Below are 21,625 nucleotides of genomic sequence, written 5' to 3' on the forward strand. Positions count from 1 at the left end.
CATTGTTGATTTATACAGATCAGTAAATGTTGGTTCCTCATCTCGATTATGAATGAACACAAAAACGGATCAGATAAACAATGTAGATAAGGGCAACTCGACAGCACCTTATGACTGTGAACCATGTTATAAAAATAATCCTTAATCTCCTCTTTCACTTTCAAAGTTGGAGATAAAGCCGAACCACTATTAAATCAACGAGAATATATAATGTTAGAACAATTAGAGATGATTCTTTTAAGCCTCAGTGCTGGGGTTGTAAGCACCCTAGTAGCAGTGCTAATCATCGGTGTATTCTTTGTAGCAATCTGGCTAGGAAAGAGAGGCAGAAACAGAGATTTCGTTAACTACGCACCAACACTTTTAACCACATTGGGTATATTTGGTACGTTCTTCGGGATTGTGCTTGGCTTGTTAGAGTTCGATCAAAACAATATCGAAACAAGCATACCTCCACTTCTAGCAGGTCTTAAGACAGCGTTCATAACGAGTCTGATGGGGATCTTCGCATCTCTATTACTTAAGACGCTCAGCACTATTCCTCTCTTCAAACCCAAAAAAGCGAAAGAGCAAAAACTTGGCGCGACACCGGAAGATATTCTTTCTGCAATACAGTCTCAATCCACAGAAACAAAGGCTTTGAAAGATGCTCTAGTCGGTAACGAAGAGTCTACGTTGCTTGGTCAATTCAAGATGATTCGCAGCGACATAAACGACAATGCCAAGCTATCCCGAAAGACGCTTGATGAAAGGGCCGAAACTGAAGAAGAGAGATTTAAAGAGTTTTCCACGAATCTGTGGCTCAAGATGCAGGAGTTTGCCGATGTCTTGTCGAAATCTGCGACAGAGCAGGTTATAGAGGCGCTTAAGCAGGTTATTACTGACTTCAATAGCAATCTGACAGAGCAGTTTGGCGACAACTTCAAACAGCTAAACGAGGCAGTGTTGCTTCTCGTTAGGTGGCAAGAAGATTACAAAAACCAACTCGAGCAAATGCAGAGTCAGTATGAGCTGGGCGTAAAATCAATTGCCTCTACCGAGTCTTCGGTCGCAACAATCAGCGAGCACAGTAAAGTGATCCCTGAAGCTATGATTCAACTTAAAGAAATCATGGAGGTCTGCAATCACCAAATATCTGAGCTTGAGAGTCATCTTGGTGCATTCAGGGATATGAGAGACAAAGCGGTTGAAGCCGTGCCGGAGATTCAAAACCAGATAGAGAATGTGGTGAGTAGTATATCTAAATCAGTCGAGACTGCTAATACCCACTATGCTGATATGCTCACTGAAGCCGAGAAAGGCATAAACAATGTCAGCGAAAAGCTAATAGAGAGCTCTGAAACTATCGGCAAGTCTATAGATTTGGCTGCAACTGAATTTACAGATAATGCAGCTAGAACGAACGAAAGCCTCAAGACAAGCTCCGACTACCTTCAAGACCAAACTGGAATTATCAAGCAGCACCTAGAAGACGCTGTTTCTGATCTGAATAACACTATGCGCGGCATGATTGAAATGCTAGTTACTGATGCCAAGCAGATGTCAGAAACGATGACCACTGCTAACCAGAACCTAGTTACCGATACCAACAAAGTGTCTGATGCGATTGTTAATTCGGCAGATAAGTTGCAACAGAGGTTGTCTGACGTTATCGACGAGGCATCAACTCAGCAAATTAACCAAGCTAGACGCACGTTCGAGGCGATGGAAGAGAGTATTCGAAACCAAGTAGGGTTAACTGGCGAGGCGGTAGATTCTCAGCTCAAGTTGATTGATGAGTCTATGCAGCAAGAGATTAACCGTGTCATTACCGAGATGGGACGAGCTCTTACTCAAGTGACAGGCAAGTTTGTAGAGGACTATGTGAAGCTGACTCAGGCAATGAATGAGATCGTTAACGAGCGAGTTGCCTAATGGACAAGATATTCGGTAAAAGCAATGCCGCTGAAGAGGAGAATGGAGAGCATTGGCTTTCCATCTCAGACCTAATGGCTGGCTTAATGATGGTGTTTTTATTTATCGCCATCGTATTCATGCTCAAGACTCAGAAAGAAAGCCAGAAGATAAAAGATGTAGCAGTTGCCTATCAAGAGAACCAAGTCGCCATTTACGATGCTTTAGTGAATGAATTCAAAGGTGATTTAGATATATGGGGAGCAGAGATTGATAAGGAAACTCTGTCATTCAACTTCAAGTCACCTGACGTACTGTTCGCAAACAACCAGACAAAGATTAAACCTGCTTACAAGAAGATCTTAAATCAGTTCTTCCCACGCTATATCGAGGTTCTTAAGCCGTTTCGTGACTCGATTGATGAAGTGAGAATTGAGGGGCACACATCTAGCGCAGGTCTTAGAGGCTCAACCAAAGAGCAGGCTTACTTTTACAATATGAGGTTGTCACAAGGTAGAACGCGCTCCGTTTTGCAATACGGTTACAGCTTAATGCCGGAAGAATCAGATTGGATAACTTCCAGAGTAGCTGCGGTTGGGTTCTCTTCATCGAGGTTGGTCAAAGTAGACGGGGTAGAAGACCCAGAGAAATCACGTCGAGTCTCGTTTAGAGCCATTACAAACGCTGACATACAGATAAAACAAATTCTTGGTGAGAACTGATGAAGTTAAATATCGACTTTGGCGCCCTGTATAAAGCTATTGCCCCGTTGGGTGCAGTGAGATCTGATTTTACCTTAACAAGGCGCTCAGACAATCTAGAGAGCGTTACTCGTGGTCTAGTTCAAGGCAAGGTACTAGGTAAAGACATTCAGTTAGATGAGATTGACGGCTCAAATGGTGTACTAAGTTACGACGGTCATCAGGTAATGCTCTACATACCCGACCAGGGGCCAAGCATAAGCGAAGTTATTAGTAACGGTAAGTGTAAGTCTGCAAGGCGTGTTCATGTCGCAGAGTGTAAAACAATAATTGATATGCGCGAAAAAGGGCGTTTTCACAATAGATATGTGGTGACAAGTCGAATTGATGGCAAGTTTCCGGTCTTTGGTCGTTCTTTTCACTCAGGTCAGGACTCAAAGGGTGAATCTGATTTATCACCATGCATTATGTGTATGAAGGAACTGAATGTAGAAGGCTATACTGAGAAGACATACGAGGAGCAGAAATCGTTCATTGCCAATTTCTCGTTCGTGAGGTTGTTTGAGTCATACAGTTCCCACTTCGAGACAATACCAACCTCTACTGCCGATTACTACAGTGGTGGGTACTCTCCTGATTGGGCATCGATATCATCGAGCTTCAGAAGTGAACTGAATTACACCTGTCAACATTGCAGTGTTTGCCTAAAAGATCACAAAAAGCTACTTCACACTCACCATGTTAACGGGAACAAGGCAGACAACAAGAGGGCGAACCTTAGGGCCTTGTGTGCTGACTGTCACAGGAAACAACCTCATCATGGTCACTTGTGCGTGAGCAACGAGACAACTTTGACCATCAACAGGCTAAGGGAAGAGCAGGGCGTTGTAACTCCGTTTGACAGCTACCAAGATCTAATGCTTTATGCCGATCCTGCTCTTGTTGGCTTGATATCAAAGTGTCAAAAGAATCGACTTCCCTGTGGCAAGGTTGGCGTAAGTAAGAACATAAAGGGAAATGAAGTCTCTATTGACTTGTGTTGGGATAATCAGAAAGTGGCGGTGGTGATTAATCACAAGAGTTCTAGAGAGCTTAAAGGCGCAGGATGGTCGGTATATACAGTTCAAGACGCATTAGATAGATTTGATTTGTTTCAAGGCGAGGTTAGATAGCCAATTCCTTTTTCATATTTTCACTCGACCCAGACCATTGGTTATCCGGATTCGTCTTTCGTACGCCCCTTTTCAACAAACGCTTGGAATGGCTTTTCCAGTTTCTCAGTCAGGCTGGTCATATGGCGTTGCTCTTGGCTGAGGGGCTCGCTCTCTTGTTGAGACTGTGTCGTGGACGTTATCAAGCCTTGTGTCTCACTAAAGTTCGCCGTAAAGCCAGGGTAGTTTGGTCGAATTTACCCCCGTGATACAACTCGGGGGTTAACAGCGAACAGCATGATAAGAACGGATAACCTTTTAGCAGGGTAAATTGACAGCTTAAAATTGCTTTTGTACCGGGCAAGGGTATTGTTCTTTGAGCCCCATCGCTAAGTAATAACCGATAGACCCGTTAATGCCTGGTTTACCGTATTTTTTAATATTACGTTCAATTTGGTTATTAATCAGCTCCATTAACTCTTCGGTTTTCCAATTCCGTAATGTTTCGCGGTTTACCTGGCTTTTCATTGGCAAGCAATAATCGATACGTTGATTGCGAGCGTCTAAGCGCGTGGTATACAGATTTATGGTATCCGCAGCAACACGAACACCGATCAATAAATCTCGATACTCAGGTCTATCCGGATGTTGATAATGTTCAACGTAGTAACGCATATCTGCAGGGTTCTTGACACTGATGAGTTGGTCAATTTCTGGAATTTGACTATTAGCACTAATAGCTAGGCTCAAAAATGAGAAACATGTGGTTAAGCCTAATACGGTCCATTTATTCATTACTAATCCTCCATTTTATACTGTGTATAATACTAGGTTGTTTTGATATCTCACTTGAGTTGCTCAATAATTAACCATTATTTATAGGTTAAGAACGGGTTTGATCCTACTCCTTCTTTGTTGGCTGCAAGGTTGATGGTGGCTCAACACGCTTGCTGGTGCCCTCAAATTGTTCACGTGTTTCATTCACGATTTGTGAGTGGTTGTCGGGGTTGTAATAACGCTCTGTGCCGCCGCGTTTCTGATGCTGCTCCAGCACCGTTTGACCGGTATTACCTAGAGCCTGGCCTTTAAATTGTTCCCCCACCATCGTTTGCCACTCGGCTTGGGTCGGCTCAGGGTTAAAGGCTTGTTCGTGCTCTTCTTGAGTGGGTACGCTGGCGAGCACAAAATCTTTAAACGTATCGGTTGTTTTAAATTCTTCCCAGGCATTCGCGCGGGCTTGACGAGCATCGTCGCCCTGTCCCGTTAGTATGAGTCCTGATTCGTCTTTCGTACGCCCGTTTTCAACAAACGCTTGGAATGGCTTTTCCAGTTTCTCAGTCAGGCTGGCCATATGACGTTGCTCTTGGCTGTTGACTTGACTGAGCGTATCGACCTCTTGTTGAGCTTGTGTCGTGGACGTTATCAAGCCTTGCGTCTCACTAAAGTTCGCCGTAAAGCCAGTGGCGTAAGTGCCCATCTCCGTATTACGTTCGTCGGCCGTGAGGCGGTTGCTCGCATCGATGGTTTGGTTGGCACCAGAGCGGTAGGATTCGATGGCGGCTTGCATTTGGCTTTGTTGTTCGTTGCTCATGCTGCTGAGCGTTTCGCGGTCTTCCTGTGTCCATTTTTGTCCCGTGGACGCGTTCACACTCCCATTAAACCCTACGGCGTCACCGAGAGCGCCGCTTGACAGTCCAGCGTTCACGTCATAACCGCCGTACGCAGAGTGTAAGAAGGCATTCGCTTTCTCATGGCTCCATCCGGTTGCCGCACTGACTTGCTCAGTGGCGGAGCTGACCTGCTCTAAGCCTTTTGATGCTGCAGCAGTTGCACCGTGTCCATGAGTTAAACCGTAACCTTGGGTTGAAGAATAACTCTCTTTCCAATCGGCCATCAATTGAGAGCCACTTTGTGTGCTTTGTGACAAGGCCGTTTGTTGTGTCGAGAGGTTGGATTGAGCGCTAGTGTGCAAGTCTTGCACCGCTTCACTGTATTGACTAGAGCTGGCGACATTCCACTGGAAATTCGACGCGGTAGGGCTAGTGTCATACACCGTTCTATCACCGTATTGCGTTGAAAGCAGACCGTCTTCGCTTTGAGTGGTACTGCCGTGTTGTTTCAGCAATGTCGACGTATCAAACTTATTGCCATTGACGTTGTTAAACGTGTGGGTCTGCATTTGCGTATTACCGTGGCTGATGTCACCACTTGAGGCCGCGGCTGAAGTACGGGCATTGGTTTGGTTTATCATCCCCGCCAGTTGGTAGTTTAAACTGCTCATCATGGCCGCCGCCCCCTTAGTTAACGCTAAGGCAATCGCGGGGGTGGACATCATCAAGTAACCAGTAATGGCGGCGTAACGTGTGTTGACGTAATCAATGCCGCTCATGTTCGAGAGGGTAATGCCGCGTAACCCTTGTGTCGCGCCCTGGGTCGCCCCTTCTAAGAACCACATCATGATCGCGTTGAGGATGGTGAATATCATTGGCCAAGTGGCCAGATAGAAAAAACTGCCCATATAGTTTTTAAGGACAGGTAACGTCATATGTGGCAGTAAGGCAATGATGGCAATGATCGCCCCAAAGCAGACAAACAAAATCACCCCTATCGAGTGCATCATCGGAATGAACTCTTTGGCTTGCAGCCCAATGTTGGCCCACATGGTTGTCGTTTGCATTTGGTTGGCGGTGTAGGCGTAGTTGGCCGCGATACCTCGGTGCGTGTTTTCGATGTTCCAGCGCGTCATGTTGATGACCATGTTCTGTTTTAAAATATCGACTGCGTTGTTACTGACCCCAATTAAATCTTGGTGACTATTCTCGATGGCGTTTCTTAAGAACGTTGATTGGATGTTGCTCTCTCGTCCCAAGATATACGCGCCCAGTTTATTCATGGTTTGATTGGCCTCTTCATCAAATTGTTGAGTGAGTTCAGGAAACGCGTCGCGGCAGGTTCTGTATTGACCCTGGGGGTTATAGAGCCCACGAATGGGGGACATCGATTTTGTGGCGAGAAAACCCAGCAAATCCGGTGCTTGCAGGATGTTTTGCATGGTGTATTTTTTGTTAATTCGAATGTCTCCGACGATGCAGTTGTGATAAAAGTCTTTCCAATAGCGTTGCAGATCAATGGTTTCGGCGTTGGCGCTACGAAGCAACGTGTATAAATTCGAACCAAACACCATGCCTGAGGAGCTGTAGCTTTCATCCTCTGTACTGCTAAAGACGATTTCAATGCCTTCGGTTAAGCCGTGCATGAACGTGGTGGCCGCCCAACCGGGTATTGCGACGATGTAAGGCACGTTATTCACGTAATAAATGCGCATAGGATTTTGCGCGTCATTGATATGGACGGTGGCTTTCATGCTGATAAGAAAAGTGGGGATAGCCAAGTAAATGAACATAAAACGCATCACATGTTTCGCGTCTCGAGACACAAAAAATAGGGTGGCACTGATGATAAAGGCCAGTTGTAAGGCGATTTCGATTAACGAGCCAAAGGTGTTGGTGGTAAAAAAAGTGGCGACGGCGTTCAAGGCTCGTTGTAATTGAGGGCCTGCGCCATAGAGATAAAAGTCTAAGGTCATTGGGGATCTCCTTTAATGGCCAAAGGTGAGGTTCGATAGGGTAGCGTCACTTGCCGATTGGCTAAGGAGCTTTCGTTTGCGTTTTAAGCGCTCAGTGAGGGCTAAGTACGCGTTCAATTTTGTTTTGTGACGGTCTCGAATGGTTTGTAAGTAATCCCTTGCACTGTTGATGCCTTCGAGAGTGCGATTGACGTCGGTTGGGTTAACCGAAGCGAGGTTGGTCATGGATTGATTGACGATCATCAGCATGTTGTTGAGATAGGCATGCAAGAGATCGGCGGCAATATTTTGAGCGTATAAATGGCTTTCTGGTTGTAGGTTGAGGTGCGCATCATCAATGAGCATTGCTAAGATAGGAATGTCACTGAGTTCAACAAAGCTCTTCTCTGAGTCGGTGATAGGTTGGTCAGATTGTAAGTGGGCATAGAGCGTATCGACGGTGTGGCGCACTTTGGCGTTAAAGGCTTGGCTTTCATTTAGGCTGATGGCGCTTAGGCTCATCGAAAGGCAGGTCTCGGTGTTGTCGCATCGATACACCTCCAAATCCCCTCCGGTCAAAAGGGCGTTAATGGCGGTGTCGTTACCCACTAACATGGCCGGAATGTAGCTTGGCGTCCCCTGCGCGTCGTAAATGACGGTGCCAGTGAGGCTTACGATAAACTCGGCGACCTCTTGATTGTCTTGAAGGTAAGCGCTTTTCATGAGCGCATCCCACACCACATTTAAGTTCACTTTCACTGCGTGCGCCGTGGCGTCATCGGTGTTGCTAGCCAGTGTGCTCTGGTTGGTACGGACGTTGCGACATTCGTGTTGCGCTTCTAACCAATCAGCGAAAGCGTTGCTTTGCGTGCCTAGGGTGGCGCAGGCATGTCGCTTGGCTTCCCCATCGGTAAAGGCCGCTAAACCAGAGACCGCCGATTGCGCTACTTGGCAAGAGTTCATCGAGGTGGTGAGGAACTGATCAGCAATGGCTTGCAGTTTGTCCCGATTCTCTTTGATGCTCGGCGCCCAAGTTTGCAGCGCTAAATCCACCGCGAAGGGCACGGCGTTGGCAATGACGGCTTTACCAAAAGCCACCAGTTGGTCAGAGTTAATATGAGAAAAGCCGCCCATAAAGGCGTCAATGCCACCGCACCCTGCGCTGACAGAAGGCAAGGTGATGGCGGCCAGTTGAATGTTTTTGATGTTGGTGCGAGCAAACAAACTGCCCGCATTATAGTAGGTGGCGGATTGACCCTGATAGGCACTTGGGTTCGTGATGTTGCTGTTAAAACTGCTGTCATCCCAAAAGCTGTTCATGGCGTCGCCCAAGCCGCCGGCATGAAGTGAACATGAAAGACTCATTAAGAGAGCCAGGAGGGTAGGTCGCGTCATTGTAAACTCTCCATGATGGCCACATCGGCGCGCAAGGCTTGGTAGCTCTTAAGCAGCTCAGTGTATGGAACATTGCCTTCACTCAAACGCACGTACTTACCATTGCTGACGTTGATTAAGAACGTGGCGGGCGTAATGGCGTTTTTGAGATCCCCAAAAAACGCAGCGGTGATGTCAGAGTTGGTCGGTATAGGCGTCGCGTAACCGGGGATGGGTTGTCCGTCAAAGGAGAAATCGTACACAGGTAGTTGAGTAGTTTGCTCTAGCCGCTTCATGGTTGGGGCAAAGTGGTGACACTCAGCGCACTGACTAAAATGGAAGAACACCAAGGCGTATTGGCCTGTCATCGCATGAGGGGGTTGCGCTTGAGTGAGGGAGGTTGAGGCGAGCGTCATCAGCGTACTCAACAATAACGTGCGGATAAAAGCGTTCATCGGGGCGTCCTTAAGTTAAAAGTCGCTGTCTTGGTAATTGGTCGCGACGTTGTGAAAGCGAGAGAGCAAGTCTTTTTGTGAAATGAAGCCGTAGGCGAGGGGCTTGAGTGCTTTGGTGTGGATATTGGCCAGCATTAAAGCCGGTGTGTAGCGCACCTGTACACGCCCTGTCTTATCAATACGGTTTTCATTAATCGTCTCAAAGGTCTGACCGTCTTTGCTGATCCCGACCAGTTCGATGTGGTACCGGTGGGCAAAGTCTTGGATTGAGGGTGCTAGGGTTTGAGATAAGGCGTCTTGCCCTTCGTAGATGAAGTAGAGGCCCCAACCTTCTTGTACCAATTGACGCACAGTGGCTTCGTTTTTGAGTTGGATACCTTGATAGTACGTCGCTCTTGCGGCTTGCTCTGTGGGGCGGTCTTTGGTGTACGAGTATTCGGGGTGTTCGTTGATGAGCTTTTTGAAGGTCATGCCCGTTTGCGTGGTCTTGCCATCGATGAATTTTTTCAGCTTCATCAATTTTAGATTTTTCTCTTCATCGGTTGGGTTAATGGTGGCATCGTTTAACGCTTCATCAAACGCGCGGTGGAACCATTGCATCTGCTCGGTGGCGCTCATCACGGTAGAGACGCTGTTGGGGGGGAGGCTCTCCTCCTCTTTGGGAGGGACTTTGGGCGCTTTGGTCTCGTTATACCAGCGCCACCCCTTGGGGGGCTCATCGGCGATACTGTGAAAGGCCAATAAAGCCAACAACATTAACGGTAGGGGTTTGATTGTTAATCGGTTAATTGAGTTGTTCACCGTTTTTGTGGATAAGTCCTTCATGGTGTGACCTCATTATTGCCAGAAACTCAGCATCTTGTGGGTGCGCGTGTGAAATAACGTCCAAAGTGCTTCATCAATGCCACGCTGTTGTTGGTGCCTCATCATTTCTTGCTTGAGCTGATGGAGTTTTCGTTTGAACAGAAGATGCCGAATAAGGGTGATGGCAAACCCGGTTGTCGACAGGGTGGCCACAAGTAAAGGGAGTAGGGGATCCATATCATGTCCTCATCATTGATTAAGTTAATGGCGATAAGCGCTGTGTAATCGCTCTTGGATTTCTGTGGCCGAAGGCAGGTTGGTGTTGCCGTGCATGTCGTCGTAGAAGTCCGAAAAGTCGAGGCGTTCAAAATCTATGTCTTGAAGCTGCTCGGGGGTAAGGGCGCCGCAAATGGGGTGTTTGGCGGTTCCCAGACTGATGCCAAGTTGACCTTTCGAGCCTTGCTCTTGGATGATGCGCGCCAATTTGCTATCAAAGACGCAGTAGGTCTTCTTTTCCCGGATACACGCGCCTAAGACCTTTTCTGCGCAATAACGGCCAAGGGCTATCGTAATGCCTTGCTCTTTGGCTTGACCGAGCGCTTTCTCTTCATCATTGCATTGGGCTATGCCAATACTCGTGCCCCAACCGCCGTCTTTACAGCAGTCGGCAAAACCAAAAGCGGCGTCTGTGCACTTCATGCCTTTGCCTGTAAATATCTTCGGTGGGTTACCCATACCGTCAGCGGCTTCTGCGAGCGCGGCTAAGGCTGAGGTGCTTTCATTAAAGCGGTTTGAAGTGGTCGCCATGGCTTCAAAGCAATCGCCATCCAGACAAAAGCTCTCTTCTCCACAGATTAATTGGGTGGCACTGCAGCGCCGCTGTGGGCAGGATTTATTGACTTTCTCCTCAATGCACACACCGTTTTGCTGGAGGCTGCAATGGGTTGACGTCGTGGTGCAATCGGCGGGCAGGACGTTGCACGTATTGGGTCGAGTGCATTGGTGCTCAACCCGATACTTCCAGCAATCAAGCGTGGTCGGTATGCCATTAATGATGCGGGTGGCTCGACCTTCAATGCATTGCTGGCGAGTGATCTTGCATGAGTTCATCAGGTTGCATTCTGTTCGCCAAGTAATGTTGTTCTTGATGCAGTTCCCTCCGGATAAGGAGAATCCGTTTGAGCAGCTCAAGGTGACTTTTTTCGTTTGTGTGGTGGGGCGACAAATCTGGTAGCGTTTATACCAGGATTCGTTACTTTTCCAGACAATGTGGTCGGTCTGTTTTAAATCGCCAAGCGTGTAGCCTTGGTTGGGAGAGACAACCTTCCCATCCCAGAAATACGTGGTATCTGACCCTGTAAACCCTCTTGTTCCCCCCGTTTGCCTCACGTAATTGTGATTATCGTGTCGGCATTGTGAGAGAGGGCGTTGGCAATTATCCCCTTGCTTTGTCCAGCCGGATGGGCAGCGGTAGATCACTTCACTAAGGCTCACGGAGGCGACGGGGACTTTGTCACACGGGACCGGGTTGTGAGTTGGTCGGTAGCATTGCTTTGCGATGTTATCAATGACGCATTGCGTGGCGTTGTCACAATCCACGTACTGATTAGACTGACCATGACTGATTTCATAGGCGTTCTCAATGCCAAGGGTGGCGAATCGATACGTATCATCGTTTGGGTCAATGGTGACACTATTATTGTCAAACCCCTCTTGTATCGCTTGAGCGTGTTCGTTGTTGCCAAACTCCGACGTGGATTGGTTTGTGATTTGTGCATCAGTCATCCCGGTTTCATCAGGCTGTCGGATTTTGCTTTCACACCCTGGATTATTGTCGCTGCAGAAGTCTGACAGGTTAAGCGTCATTTCTGAGTCATTGTAAGCCTCGTTCGGGGTGTTTTTCGCCCACTCCACGTTGTCGTAGAATGTGTTTTCTTGAGGGGCGGCAAGGGTATGAAGGGAGAGTAAGAGAGCAGCGCTGAAAGAGAGAAAAACAAAAAGTAGTGAAAAGGGCGAATTCAAGGGGAACTCCTATTGAGCACTTGTTTGGCGATGTGTCCTACATCGCCTTGGCTTAAAATCGTTAATGCGTTAGGAAGGGAGAGGTTGCCGTGAACCATGTCGTAATCACTTTGCGGGCAAGACGCTTCATTGCACGCTTCTCCAATGGCCACAAACACGGGGACGTGGGTGATGTTAAATTGACGAAACCACTGTGGACTGATGGCAAAACCGCTATCAATGGCCATTTCTTCGTCGTCCGCTTCTAACAAACTCAGTATTCGAGAGGCTGTCGGTACCATGCCTTCTGGCAGTACCCCACGTATCACGAGAGGAACCTGATATTGCTGACTTTGTTTGAGTAGCTGTCTAAGCGCGTTATCTGGCATGGAAAGCGACACAAACACCATCACACCTTGCGCCTTTTTGTTTGGATTTTCCTGAGGCACCCCAAGAACACTCGCCAGTGGCGAGTCTTGCAACACGTTATCGAGGTGTTGATTCATCGACAACGCTTCTTGCTTATGTTGCTGACCTCGTTCAAGAAAGGTGGTCAGTTCACTGTGATTGGTTGGCGCTGCAATGGTCTGCTCTTGCTTGGCAAGCGCTTTGAGCTCTTCTTGAGAGTAACCCTTCTCGGCTGTTGAGAGAGGGCTAACCAGCAGAATAAGTAACAGCCATGAGGCTCTTGGGCTAAATGACATCGTCTCATTTCCTTATAAAAATACGCAATTACGTTTTCGCCAGTTCACAAAACCAAAGTTACCGCCGGTGGTTGGGTTGTCTTTACCTTGCTCCCAAAGTGACGAGGTGGTGCCATAGGGATAACAATGAGCGGCATCACCAATCGGTGCCGACAATTGATAGCGATAGCGACTTTTCGGCAAGATAGGCTCTGGCCATTGGTAACAGATTGCGCCATCTTCGCCCCGGGTTTCCCACACAATGCCTTGCCTGTGCATTTTAAAATTAAAACGCTCTAACATCAGTGTGCCAACTTGAGGGCCGGTATGAGAGTAAGCGCTATTACCGGTTAATGGGTAGACGCTGCCTTGTGAGCCTAAACACCAAAAAAGCGCATCAAAAGGCAAAACGCGCCCGGTGGTGGTCGCCATGGCTTCGGTGATGCAAGAGAGCTGCGTGATGGGGTGGCCAAACAAAATGGCTTCGGGGTTAAGAATGAACGACATCTCATCATCATCCCAAAACGGGTCAAGCTCGGTGAGGTAGGCCACATCGAAATTATCCGTGGCCATGCAGGCGGCCGACTGCATCAGTTGTAGCCAGTAAATCACCGGATATTTGTACCAATGCACGTGATAAAAAGCATTGCCGCTGGTTTTGCTGCTTGAGTCGTGCTGCGAGCCTCCTATTTGTTGGCTATTGTCATTACTCAACTGCATCCCCATGTTGACCATGCAATAAGGGACTCGCGTCACGTCCACCAAGGAATACGGCTCCCAATACCCAATGTTTAAGCCAATTTGCATAAAAATGGGCGGGGGTTTAGGACAATAGGAGATCGGCATGCTTGGGTTGGCGGTGTCAGGGTATGTCGAGCTAATGAGAGGCACACTGCCCAGTGTCATAGGAAATAGGCAGTCCCAACAAATATCAGACAATGGATTTAAGAAATGCCCCGTACAAGCGGCGGATTGAGCTTGGGTTTGCCAAGGAAATAGGAACAAACCAAGCAGTAATAACCCATGGGATCTCAAGGTCTTTCTCCTTATTTTGTGTTCGTCGCACTCTTGTTTATGGTGGTGAACGGCGTCACATCGATCTCTGTGATCTTCCACCGCGCTCCGTCTTGTTCAATCAGAGCGGGAATGTGTGAGAGTTGAAATTGACGGCTGTAGTGACCTTGTTGGTCAAAATAAATTCGGGCGTCAAACTCCGTGGCGACGTTTTCTGGACTGCCGTTGGTGAGGGTCCATTTTATCGGCTTATCTGCGCGGTATTGTTTAGCCCAAGCGCGCTGGCTTGGGTCGTCACCATCAAGAAAGACAATCACATACGAGTAATCGAATGATTGTTTGGGAATGTCGACTGGCCAAGTGTCGGTATCAAAAGGGTTGATGACGAGGCCTTTAGCATAAAGGAGGTTACCTTGTGCATCTTTGATATCGGTGGCCAGCTTTAATGATGGGTCGATGTAAAAGGTGTTGGGCGCGGTGGTGGCGGTCAACCCTTTAACGGGAGGGGGTCTTCGCACGTTATTTTCTACGTTCTCCACAAACTGCTGTTGCATCTTTGCGGTTTCTCCCGTGGCTTCTAAGTGTGTCAATCTGCTGTTAATCCATTGCAACATGTCTACCTCTGCAATAGGGAAAAGTTCGCCTTGACGCCCAAATTGTTGACTAAGAGCGGTGGGGGCGATGGCAAGTAAAGTGAGACCGAGCACCTTTGAGAGTGCTGTTGGTTTGATGAATGAATGCCCGTGAACAATCATAAGATCATGACTCCTTTTTAAGCGCCTCAATAACGTAATGTTGGATCTCGGTGGTTCTATCCGGTGCGCCGCTGATGAGCGCGCCTGGCACGATAATCACGAGATGGTGCGCTTGCGCGTATTCTTTCAAGAGCCGCCTGAGTTCCGTATCAAAGGTCGCCAATTGCGCGCTGTGCTCCTGATCGCTGAGGTTGGCTTCAATGAGTTGGTCTTGATATTGCGCTAACGTTTGTTCGATATCGAAGACCACGATTTGAGGGGCGGTGTTGAGCTTGACGGCCATCAGCGTGAACATCATCAACACTATGGCAAACAGGGCACCGACAAGACGTGTGTGACGGATGGATTTCATTTGGCCTCCTTACCATAGATGAGGGTGTTGAAGATCTCAATTTCTGGTCCGTAAAAATGCTCTGCGGTTTGATTGACCGCATCCATGAGTGGGACGCCTTGGTTCATCAAGGTTTCACAGTACTCAAACTCATGCGGCTCTGTCGAAAGGCACGCACGAGTAAAAGGATCGGCAAACAAGCGATGAAAGGTCGTTACATCACCGGTTTTTAGCATGACAGAGCTGTAACCGGCGATGGAGGACTTTTCAAAACTCTTGATGACAAATTGCTCATAGGGTGAAAAGTGTGAAGGATTGTCTTTGATGAATTTCGCCAATCCACTGCCTTGACGCAGAGTGATGTGAATGTCGGAGTTATTGAACGCAGCGAGCGCTTCAGGTGTGCTGTAAAAATCCTCAATCCCTTGCGTCACGGTGCAAAACGAACCCCCAAATTTTCGGGCGGTGCGATAACCGGTATTGATGAATTCTTGTGCCTGTGCATTAGAGCCAGCCATCAGAGACCACGCCTCTTCAATGATGCACATCTTCGGCGTTGAACGAGAGCCTGAAAGGTACATCTGCTGAGTGATGCTCGACATCAGCGCAAAAATCACCGGTCGCATGATGTCCGAGGGAAATCCGTCGAGTTCAATGGTGGTAAAGTGGACATTGGGATCCAGCATGGACGGTTTATTGAAGGTGTCACCGTAGATCCCCTCTGAGCGGTATTTATTCAGTTGCATGGCGATATCAGAAAGGCGGCGATCACCGCCTTGTTTTTCGGCCGCCGCAAACAGCGCTTCTTGCACATGGTCAACCAACGTCTCGCTTTTGTGTGCCTGCCAAGCCGCAATGATGCAATCACCGAGGACCGATTTTTCAAAATCTCCCATTTCGTGTGTGGGGCAGGCCATGGTCGCAAAGAGTCCGGTGATGGTGTGCAGCGTTTCCTTGAGAGGGTTGACCTGTTCGCCTTTTTCATCGGTATAGTCATCCCCCATGGCAATGCGTTCCAGATGAGTGAATGGATTGAGGTAAATCTTCTCAGCCGTCATGTAGCGGCCGCCAAGCATCAAGGTGAGCTTTTTAAAGCTCTTTCCTTTATCTAACGCCCAGATTTTACCGTTCATGGCAAAGAGGGTTTCGGCGAGCTTTTGCACAAAGAAGGATTTTCCTGCCCCGGAGCCTCCGGTCAGGGCGATGTTGTAGTTATCTGAGCCACAATTAAACGGATTAAACCAAAAGGCTTGTTGGCGCATGGTGGGAAGCATCATGCCGCCACTGAAATTCTTTACGTCCATCACAAGAGGCAAGAGGTTGGCCACATTGCCGGTTTTTACGGTTTGAATGCGTCCAGCACGGTCGCAATCGGCCCAAAACCCATCGGTCATCATGAACGGTAAGGTCGTCATGAGCGCTTGGCTTTGCAGCATCGAGACGGTTTGTAAATCAATCCCGCCAGAGCGAAAGGCGTTAATGGCAGTAGTGCGATGCAGTCGCTCGGATTTTTTGTTGGTAAATAACGTCAGCGTCAGGTGCATGTATGCCATGCTGTTGATGCCATCCGACATTTCATCTCGAATTTGCTCGCGTTCGCTCTGCTCTTTCTTCGCTTGAGGGAAGAAAAATGCCATCGGGGACTTGAGTGTTTTTTCCAGCTCTCCAATGCGTCCGCCATTTTTGGTCGCAAAACTGCCCGATTCTTGATGGCGAAAATTGAGGGTCATGAGGTGTGGACATTGCACATTTTTGGCCACGCTCTTTAAGGACGCAAAACAATCGGGCAAGGCGTAAAGGCGGAAAGTTCGAGGTGTACTGCGTAAACCCAATGAAATGATCCGCGAGGTCACCGTTTGATGTTGGCGGTTACTAAAGCGAACGTCGGTGTAATGTCGGCGAGTTAAAAACTCGGTATCAGGAGAGAGGACTTGTTTGTAGATCAACGCTTCTGGTGCGTAGTCAGATCCGCGAGGGGCGGTTTGTGTGGGGTCAAAATTGAGAATGCCTTCGACGTAGTTGATTAAGCCTTCGGGGGTAAGCGGCGTGAGCTCCAGTCCAATTTGGGATAAAGTCGTGGTGAGCGCCTCTTTGCAATCCAACACACTATCAACATCGTCCGTACTGGAGACAAACAACCACGCGCTGTAATCTTTGATGTCAAAGTAATGCTTCTGACGATGAAAAAAGCCGTGGTGAGCCGCAAAGTTGGCGTAATCGGCTTCTTGTTTTGCTAATTCACTGCAAATACCCGCACGAGCGGATTTCAAGGCGGTATTTTGCTCAATCAAATGACTCACGTGGTTGTGGCCCATCATGGAAAAATGGTAATCCCATTTATGGCCAGGCGGTAAATCCATGATGAGACGGTTAAATGCCTCCACCATGTCGTCATTCGCCCCCGTTAAGACGCTCAATTTGAATCCAAATCCTACGCCCTTTTTGTTATGAAAGAGGCTGTGCTGCGCATCAAAAGTGCGGTAAGGCAGTTCAGAATGAAGGTGGTTATATTCACGTTTGGCTTCTTGATAAAAACCCTTTAAATCTTTTGAGACGCCCATGGCGTTAATCCTTCTTGATAGCCTGAACAGGGCGACCTGTCCAGGTAGACTCGTCTAACACAATGTAAATATCCATTGTGTCGAGGTAAGTGGTGGTGTCATCCGAAGTAAAGGGAAAAATCACCACCTTCCTAACCGTGTCTTGGGTTCGAATAGGATGGCCTTCACGGGTGCGTCTTGGCAGTAAGGCAAAAGGGTGGGAAGCCAGGACGTTAGCCTCGGCGACTTGTTGTGTTGTTGGGTGTGTCGAGATGTTGCGAATGTCATCCATGCTGGCGCAGCCGGGTATACCGCCGATTTTTTGGCAACTAAATTCATCTTGAAAGCCCGCAGAGCAACCTGCTAGTAGGCTAATAAGCAGCGCTGTGAAAAGTTTGATAGTCATAAAAGCCGACCTTAATTTAATTGTTGGTTAACTTCTGCCGCGAGAGGGTTGAGTGTGATGGTTTCTAAAAGGGTGTCTGGTTTTGCTTGCTCTTGCTCTTTTGTCTGATGATCAACATAGCGTTTGATCGCTTCCTCATCATCCAGAGGGAACCCTTTCGTAAAGACGATATTCACGATGCCCCCTGGATTGATTTCGATGAAGGGGTGATATAACTCGGCTAAGGCAATGTAGTAATCCGAAAGCTTACTCCCCACGTCCGAGGTGGCATTGCCCAATAAACTTAATCCCACATCCTTGCTGTTGAGGCTCGACGTTGAGCCAAGCGCTGAGGTTGAGGTGGTGCTGGCCAAGCCCGCCCCGGTCTCACCCAGTCCTGTTAAGATGCCTGAGATCCCCGCCATTTGGACGATTTTGCCGTTACGTAAAATCGAGGTGCCACGGATGCCATTGCGCCCAAAGTTAAAGACGGTGCCTTGAACGGGGATATCTAAAATTCGACCGTCCCGAATGCAGCTGAGGGTGTGAGTGCGCGCCACGCCGCGATTGGAAGAAAGGTCACCGTACACGCTCCCAATGATGGTGCAGTCTTTGAGGTGGCTCTTTTCTCCATTGGGCAACACGCCTTCATGCACGGTTTGAAACACGATGGGGGCGGTATCACTTTGGCCGAACGCCCCGGCATTGGCATCGGCGCCACCGGTGATTTTGGCGGTCACAAAGGTGCCCGACGGGACGTAATTGTCGACGGTTCGTTGGTACGCTGACTCTGAGGAGGCTGTCCAAAAAAAATCAAACGAGTCAAACGCTTGCCCTTGGTCATCAAACGAGGCCTTATCGGCTTTGCTGTATTGAAAGCTCTCTTTTTGCAGATCATTGGTGGCGTAAGAGGGTAAAGGTTTGGGAGGAAGTGGGCGCGAGCCAAACGGCGCAGGCTCTCCCATGACGGTGAGGTGACCGGCTTCCTTTGAGGATAGCGATTGGGTTGATGGCAAGGCGATGGTGCGCTGCGCTTCTTGATGTTGGCGTAATTCCTCGCGTAAGATCTCGTTCTCTTTCTTCATTTGCGAAATCGTATTTTCGTTGCTCGTCATCAAACGATCGACGTCTCGATTGAGGTTTTCCATCTTTTCTTTGACGTCTTCAATGTCTTGACCTTGTAAGGTCAAGGCTGAGCGGTTGTCTTTGTCGGTAAAATCATCAGTAATGATTTCCCCAAAATTGGGGGCTGACTCAACGACTTCTTTCGCAGTATCTAGCGAGGTTCGAGGTTGTTTAAAGGCTTTAAACGCAAAAAAAACTGCGACTAAGAGCGCAACGGCTAACAGGCTGAGTATTTGGTTACGCTGCTTACTTTGGTCATTGGCGAGCACTCCATCCTCTAAGTCTGACTCTCTAAAAAGCCACTGTTTCAATCGTTTCATTCGCGACCTCCTGTGATGATGTACAGATGTGTAGATTCACCTGGGGGTAAGGTATAACGGTCAAGTGAGGCGCTCCGACTGGCGTAACTGTAAAATTGCGCTTCGGTCAGAGTGACGGTGTCATTGGATTGGTTTTTAACTTGATAAATAAGCCCTGAGAAGGGGCGGCCTACAAAAAGGGTCTGCGGAATAATGGCCAGTGGCGACGTGTCTTTGGGGAGGGTTTCGGGGTCAATCGGATGGACACGAAACCCTGGGATAGGCGTCTTTGAACGCTGCCAATGTATCATTTGTTTGGTGAGTTGCCCCAAGGCCAAAGGGTATTCGAGATCTTTTTCAAAGACACTTTTCTCTGCAGTAGAGCGAAGCGGAATAAACTCATTCACCACCGCAGGGACGGCTTTAGGGTTGATAAAAAGCGAGAAATTTTGACCTTTCTCTGTGGTGACGTGCGCGGTAAAAGGCAAGGCGATGTTGAGTTTGACGGTAATAGAGCCCGATTGGTCTCGTTGATTGGCTTTAGCGAGACAAAACCCTCTAGGGCAATGAAGGTTTAATATCTTGTCGTCTTTCACTACTAAACGGTTGGTGTTGACCGAGGATAAGGGCAACACAATGGTATCATTTTGCTCAAAATAGTAGGTCTTTGCGTCAATCGTATGGGCGTGGCTCATGATGGGTAACAACAAACCAAAAAAAGCATAAATCAAGCGTATTTTCATAACGGTATCTCTTGGGCGATGGTGTGAAGTTCAATCAAGCCACTTGAGTAATCGGCTTGGAGTAGATACGTCACGGGCTCAGGGTCAAGTGTGCGCCCCGCGATGGTTTTGTTGAGCGTGCCTTTGACCCGTATTTTCATTTCATTCAGGTTGATAGACAGCGTGTCAACTTCAAAAAAACTGGTGACGTCGTTCTCGATGATAAATTCGGCTTCTCGCATCAACTTGTCTTGTAAGCCACTCCAGTATTTAGGCGGCACGTAGGTAATGAGTAAGTTGAATTGACGTTTAACGTTAGAGGGCGTGACATTAAATTTTAGGTGTATCCACCAATCGGCCATCATAGAAAGATACGCTTCATCAACCGCATCGCTTGAGATCGTAAACGCTCGGTCGATATGAGGTGGCACGAAGGTGCGCTTTTCCGCTTGGTTTTGGCTTAATAAAGCAAAACTCAACCCAGCGGTTCCTAAGGCGGTGATCAACACCACCGCGGTGAGGACGTAATTGATAAAGCGAGCCGCTTTAAGCGCCTCGCCGTTATGTTCATTGAGCATCAGTAAATCCAATATTTTTTTGTGGCGGGGGGCGTGCGTTTAAAAATGGTTTTATTCGCTGTGTCATCCCCATACCAGTGGATGAAGTGAATGATGAATTTGGGGCCGTGTCGGACTTTTAAGCTGCGAATGGTGAGGAAAAAGCCGATACACACGGCGACCGCGACCAACCGATTGATGTTGAACAACATCAAAAACAACAAGATAGAAGGGAGTATTTCATCGATTGGAAATCCGACTATTTTGACGTCGGTTTGTAAGTAGTTTGGAAAAGCGAAGAGGGTTTGTTTGTCTTGATGATCCATAGTGAAATAGGGCGAATAGTTTCGCGCTCTCCTTATGTGGTTTATAAGCCTACAAACCCTTTACCAACTTCCCAGAACACCACGCCAACGAAAAAGCCGATGATGCCACCCACCCAGTTCTTTTGCATGATGCCCACGATGATGCCGCCAATCAGGCCTGCCACCAGAATGTAGAACTCGCCAGAAGACCCCGTCCCTACCGTGTTGGTCACGGTATCTTTACCACTGGCAAAAAGGTCATCGGCGTAAGCGGGTGACGCACAGGCAAAGTAGACGGCCAGTAGCGTACAAAAGTGACGCCAATACGTAAGAGGAAGGTTGAAGCGTGAGGTTTTATCTTTCATGTGGTTACCTTTAAATGTAAATAAAAGAGGCACGACATCGCACCGCTTTTATCAAAAGGGGTGTCGTGCATCTGGTGGGTTGAAAAATGGACGTTGTTAGTTCCCCATATTTTGGGGAATGCTTTGGGCCGCATGAGTGAAGGTGTTGCCGTTGAGCCCCATGGTTCTTCTCGATTACATTAAAGGCAACAAGGAAGCGTTTACAGACTTCAAACCGCGATTGCGACAGACGTGTTGTTTCCAATTTTGAGGGGTCATGATCGTGTTCTTGAGTTTACGATAATGTTTTTTGCGAGCATTTTTTGATGGTGGTGGTGTGAGTTGACGGACTGATTGGGTGTGTTTTTGAACCGAAACGAAATGAACGCCCTTCCAATAGAAAGGAAAGGGGAGGCGGTCAGTAAAAGGCAACAAAGCAGCAAATGCCATGTATTCACGCCCGACCGAGCCCAGTTCTTTGAAGCTGACAAAATCCCCTTGTTTAACAAAGCGGTCCAATAAATTCCCCGCCTCATTTTTACGACAATATCCGTATACAATTTGCATTATTCAAACTCCTTTTAAGGACATTGTTTTGCTCTTTTAAAAGAACAAAACAAT

Annotated in this window: 22 protein-coding genes; 3 read left to right on the forward strand and 19 right to left on the reverse strand. The window is 47.9% G+C overall.

Annotated elements, in window-relative coordinates:
- Positions 1 to 210: 210 nt before the first annotated feature.
- From LMH68_RS19320 to LMH68_RS19330, 3 genes are read left to right on the forward strand one after another with little or no spacing between them, the layout of a single operon-like run.
- Positions 211 to 1,914 carry an anion permease gene (locus tag LMH68_RS19320; protein ID WP_017061851.1) on the forward strand — a complete coding sequence of 568 codons (1,704 nt, stop codon included), beginning with the start codon at positions 211 to 213 and terminating at the stop codon, positions 1,912 to 1,914.
- Positions 1,914 to 2,615, forward strand: a complete 702-nt coding sequence (locus tag LMH68_RS19325; protein ID WP_017061850.1) for a flagellar motor protein MotB — start codon at positions 1,914 to 1,916, stop codon at positions 2,613 to 2,615. The genes LMH68_RS19320 and LMH68_RS19325 overlap by 1 nt, the downstream gene beginning before the upstream one ends.
- Positions 2,615 to 3,766 (forward strand): HNH endonuclease, encoded by a 1,152-nt coding sequence (locus LMH68_RS19330; RefSeq protein WP_017061849.1) that lies wholly within the window; start codon positions 2,615 to 2,617, stop codon positions 3,764 to 3,766. Before LMH68_RS19325 ends, LMH68_RS19330 begins: the two co-directional genes overlap by 1 nt.
- Before the next feature lie 318 nt (positions 3,767 to 4,084).
- Here LMH68_RS19330 and LMH68_RS19335 read toward each other — a convergent pair whose 3' ends face one another.
- The 19 genes from LMH68_RS19335 to LMH68_RS19425 all read right to left on the reverse strand — a co-directional run bounded on the left by LMH68_RS19335 (position 4,085) and on the right by LMH68_RS19425 (position 21,571).
- Positions 4,085 to 4,540 carry a hypothetical protein gene (locus tag LMH68_RS19335; RefSeq protein ID WP_017061848.1) on the reverse strand — a complete coding sequence of 152 codons (456 nt, stop codon included), beginning with the start codon at positions 4,538 to 4,540 and terminating at the stop codon, positions 4,085 to 4,087.
- Positions 4,541 to 4,646: 106 nt separating this feature from the next.
- Positions 4,647 to 7,331, reverse strand: a complete 2,685-nt coding sequence (locus LMH68_RS19340) for a conjugal transfer protein TraG N-terminal domain-containing protein (protein ID WP_017061847.1) — start codon at positions 7,329 to 7,331, stop codon at positions 4,647 to 4,649.
- A 12-nt stretch (positions 7,332 to 7,343) separates the two neighbouring features.
- On the reverse strand, positions 7,344 to 8,630 hold the full coding sequence (locus LMH68_RS19345) for a conjugal transfer protein TraH (protein WP_241904846.1): 1,287 nt from the start codon (positions 8,628 to 8,630) through the stop codon (positions 7,344 to 7,346).
- Between the two features lie 71 nt (positions 8,631 to 8,701).
- Positions 8,702 to 9,139: a conjugal transfer protein TraF gene (gene traF, locus LMH68_RS19350; protein ID WP_016799993.1), complete on the reverse strand. Its 438-nt coding sequence runs from the start codon at positions 9,137 to 9,139 to the stop codon at positions 8,702 to 8,704.
- Positions 9,140 to 9,154: 15 nt separating this feature from the next.
- Entirely contained in the window at positions 9,155 to 9,964 is an 810-nt protein-coding gene (gene traF, locus LMH68_RS19355) for a type-F conjugative transfer system pilin assembly protein TraF (RefSeq protein ID WP_170962716.1), read from the reverse strand.
- A 12-nt stretch (positions 9,965 to 9,976) separates the two neighbouring features.
- A complete protein-coding gene (locus LMH68_RS19360; RefSeq protein ID WP_016799995.1) occupies positions 9,977 to 10,180 on the reverse strand; it encodes a hypothetical protein in 204 nt (67 codons plus the stop codon).
- 24 nt (positions 10,181 to 10,204) lie between these two features.
- A complete protein-coding gene (gene traN / locus LMH68_RS19365) occupies positions 10,205 to 11,965 on the reverse strand; it encodes a type-F conjugative transfer system mating-pair stabilization protein TraN (RefSeq protein WP_102561068.1) in 1,761 nt (586 codons plus the stop codon).
- Positions 11,962 to 12,648 (reverse strand): type-F conjugative transfer system pilin assembly protein TrbC, encoded by a 687-nt coding sequence (gene trbC, locus LMH68_RS19370; protein WP_016800267.1) that lies wholly within the window; start codon positions 12,646 to 12,648, stop codon positions 11,962 to 11,964. Before trbC ends, traN begins: the two co-directional genes overlap by 4 nt.
- A gap of 12 nt (positions 12,649 to 12,660) precedes the next feature.
- Entirely contained in the window at positions 12,661 to 13,677 is a 1,017-nt protein-coding gene (gene traU, locus LMH68_RS19375) for a conjugal transfer pilus assembly protein TraU (RefSeq protein WP_029222902.1), read from the reverse strand.
- Positions 13,674 to 14,396, reverse strand: coding sequence for a type-F conjugative transfer system protein TraW (gene traW, locus LMH68_RS19380; protein WP_017061842.1), 723 nt, complete (start codon positions 14,394 to 14,396; stop codon positions 13,674 to 13,676). The genes traU and traW overlap by 4 nt, the downstream gene beginning before the upstream one ends.
- A 4-nt stretch (positions 14,397 to 14,400) precedes the next feature.
- Positions 14,401 to 14,748 (reverse strand): TrbI F-type domain-containing protein, encoded by a 348-nt coding sequence (locus LMH68_RS19385; protein ID WP_016800271.1) that lies wholly within the window; start codon positions 14,746 to 14,748, stop codon positions 14,401 to 14,403.
- Positions 14,745 to 17,288, reverse strand: coding sequence for a type IV secretion system protein TraC (gene traC / locus LMH68_RS19390; RefSeq protein WP_016800272.1), 2,544 nt, complete (start codon positions 17,286 to 17,288; stop codon positions 14,745 to 14,747). Before traC ends, LMH68_RS19385 begins: the two co-directional genes overlap by 4 nt.
- A 4-nt stretch (positions 17,289 to 17,292) precedes the next feature.
- Entirely contained in the window at positions 17,293 to 17,673 is a 381-nt protein-coding gene (gene traV / locus LMH68_RS19395) for a type IV conjugative transfer system lipoprotein TraV (RefSeq protein ID WP_016800273.1), read from the reverse strand.
- Positions 17,674 to 17,684: 11 nt separating this feature from the next.
- A complete protein-coding gene (locus tag LMH68_RS19400) occupies positions 17,685 to 19,097 on the reverse strand; it encodes a TraB/VirB10 family protein (RefSeq protein WP_017061841.1) in 1,413 nt (470 codons plus the stop codon).
- Positions 19,094 to 19,819 carry a type-F conjugative transfer system secretin TraK gene (traK, locus tag LMH68_RS19405; RefSeq protein WP_016800276.1) on the reverse strand — a complete coding sequence of 242 codons (726 nt, stop codon included), beginning with the start codon at positions 19,817 to 19,819 and terminating at the stop codon, positions 19,094 to 19,096. The genes LMH68_RS19400 and traK overlap by 4 nt, the downstream gene beginning before the upstream one ends.
- Positions 19,816 to 20,376 (reverse strand): type IV conjugative transfer system protein TraE, encoded by a 561-nt coding sequence (gene traE / locus LMH68_RS19410; RefSeq protein ID WP_016800277.1) that lies wholly within the window; start codon positions 20,374 to 20,376, stop codon positions 19,816 to 19,818. The genes traK and traE overlap by 4 nt, the downstream gene beginning before the upstream one ends.
- Complete coding sequence (gene traL / locus LMH68_RS19415; RefSeq protein ID WP_016800278.1) at positions 20,376 to 20,681, reverse strand: type IV conjugative transfer system protein TraL; 306 nt, start codon at positions 20,679 to 20,681, stop codon at positions 20,376 to 20,378. Before traL ends, traE begins: the two co-directional genes overlap by 1 nt.
- Positions 20,682 to 20,722: 41 nt before the next feature.
- Positions 20,723 to 21,025, reverse strand: a complete 303-nt coding sequence (locus LMH68_RS19420) for a type IV conjugative transfer system pilin TraA (RefSeq protein WP_016800279.1) — start codon at positions 21,023 to 21,025, stop codon at positions 20,723 to 20,725.
- Between the two features lie 174 nt (positions 21,026 to 21,199).
- Entirely contained in the window at positions 21,200 to 21,571 is a 372-nt protein-coding gene (locus tag LMH68_RS19425) for a hypothetical protein (RefSeq protein ID WP_017061840.1), read from the reverse strand.
- Positions 21,572 to 21,625 lie beyond the last annotated feature (54 nt).

Origin of the sequence: Vibrio sp. F13 (assembly GCF_020806305.2) — a bacterium.
Lineage (GTDB): Bacteria > Pseudomonadota > Gammaproteobacteria > Enterobacterales > Vibrionaceae > Vibrio > Vibrio crassostreae_C.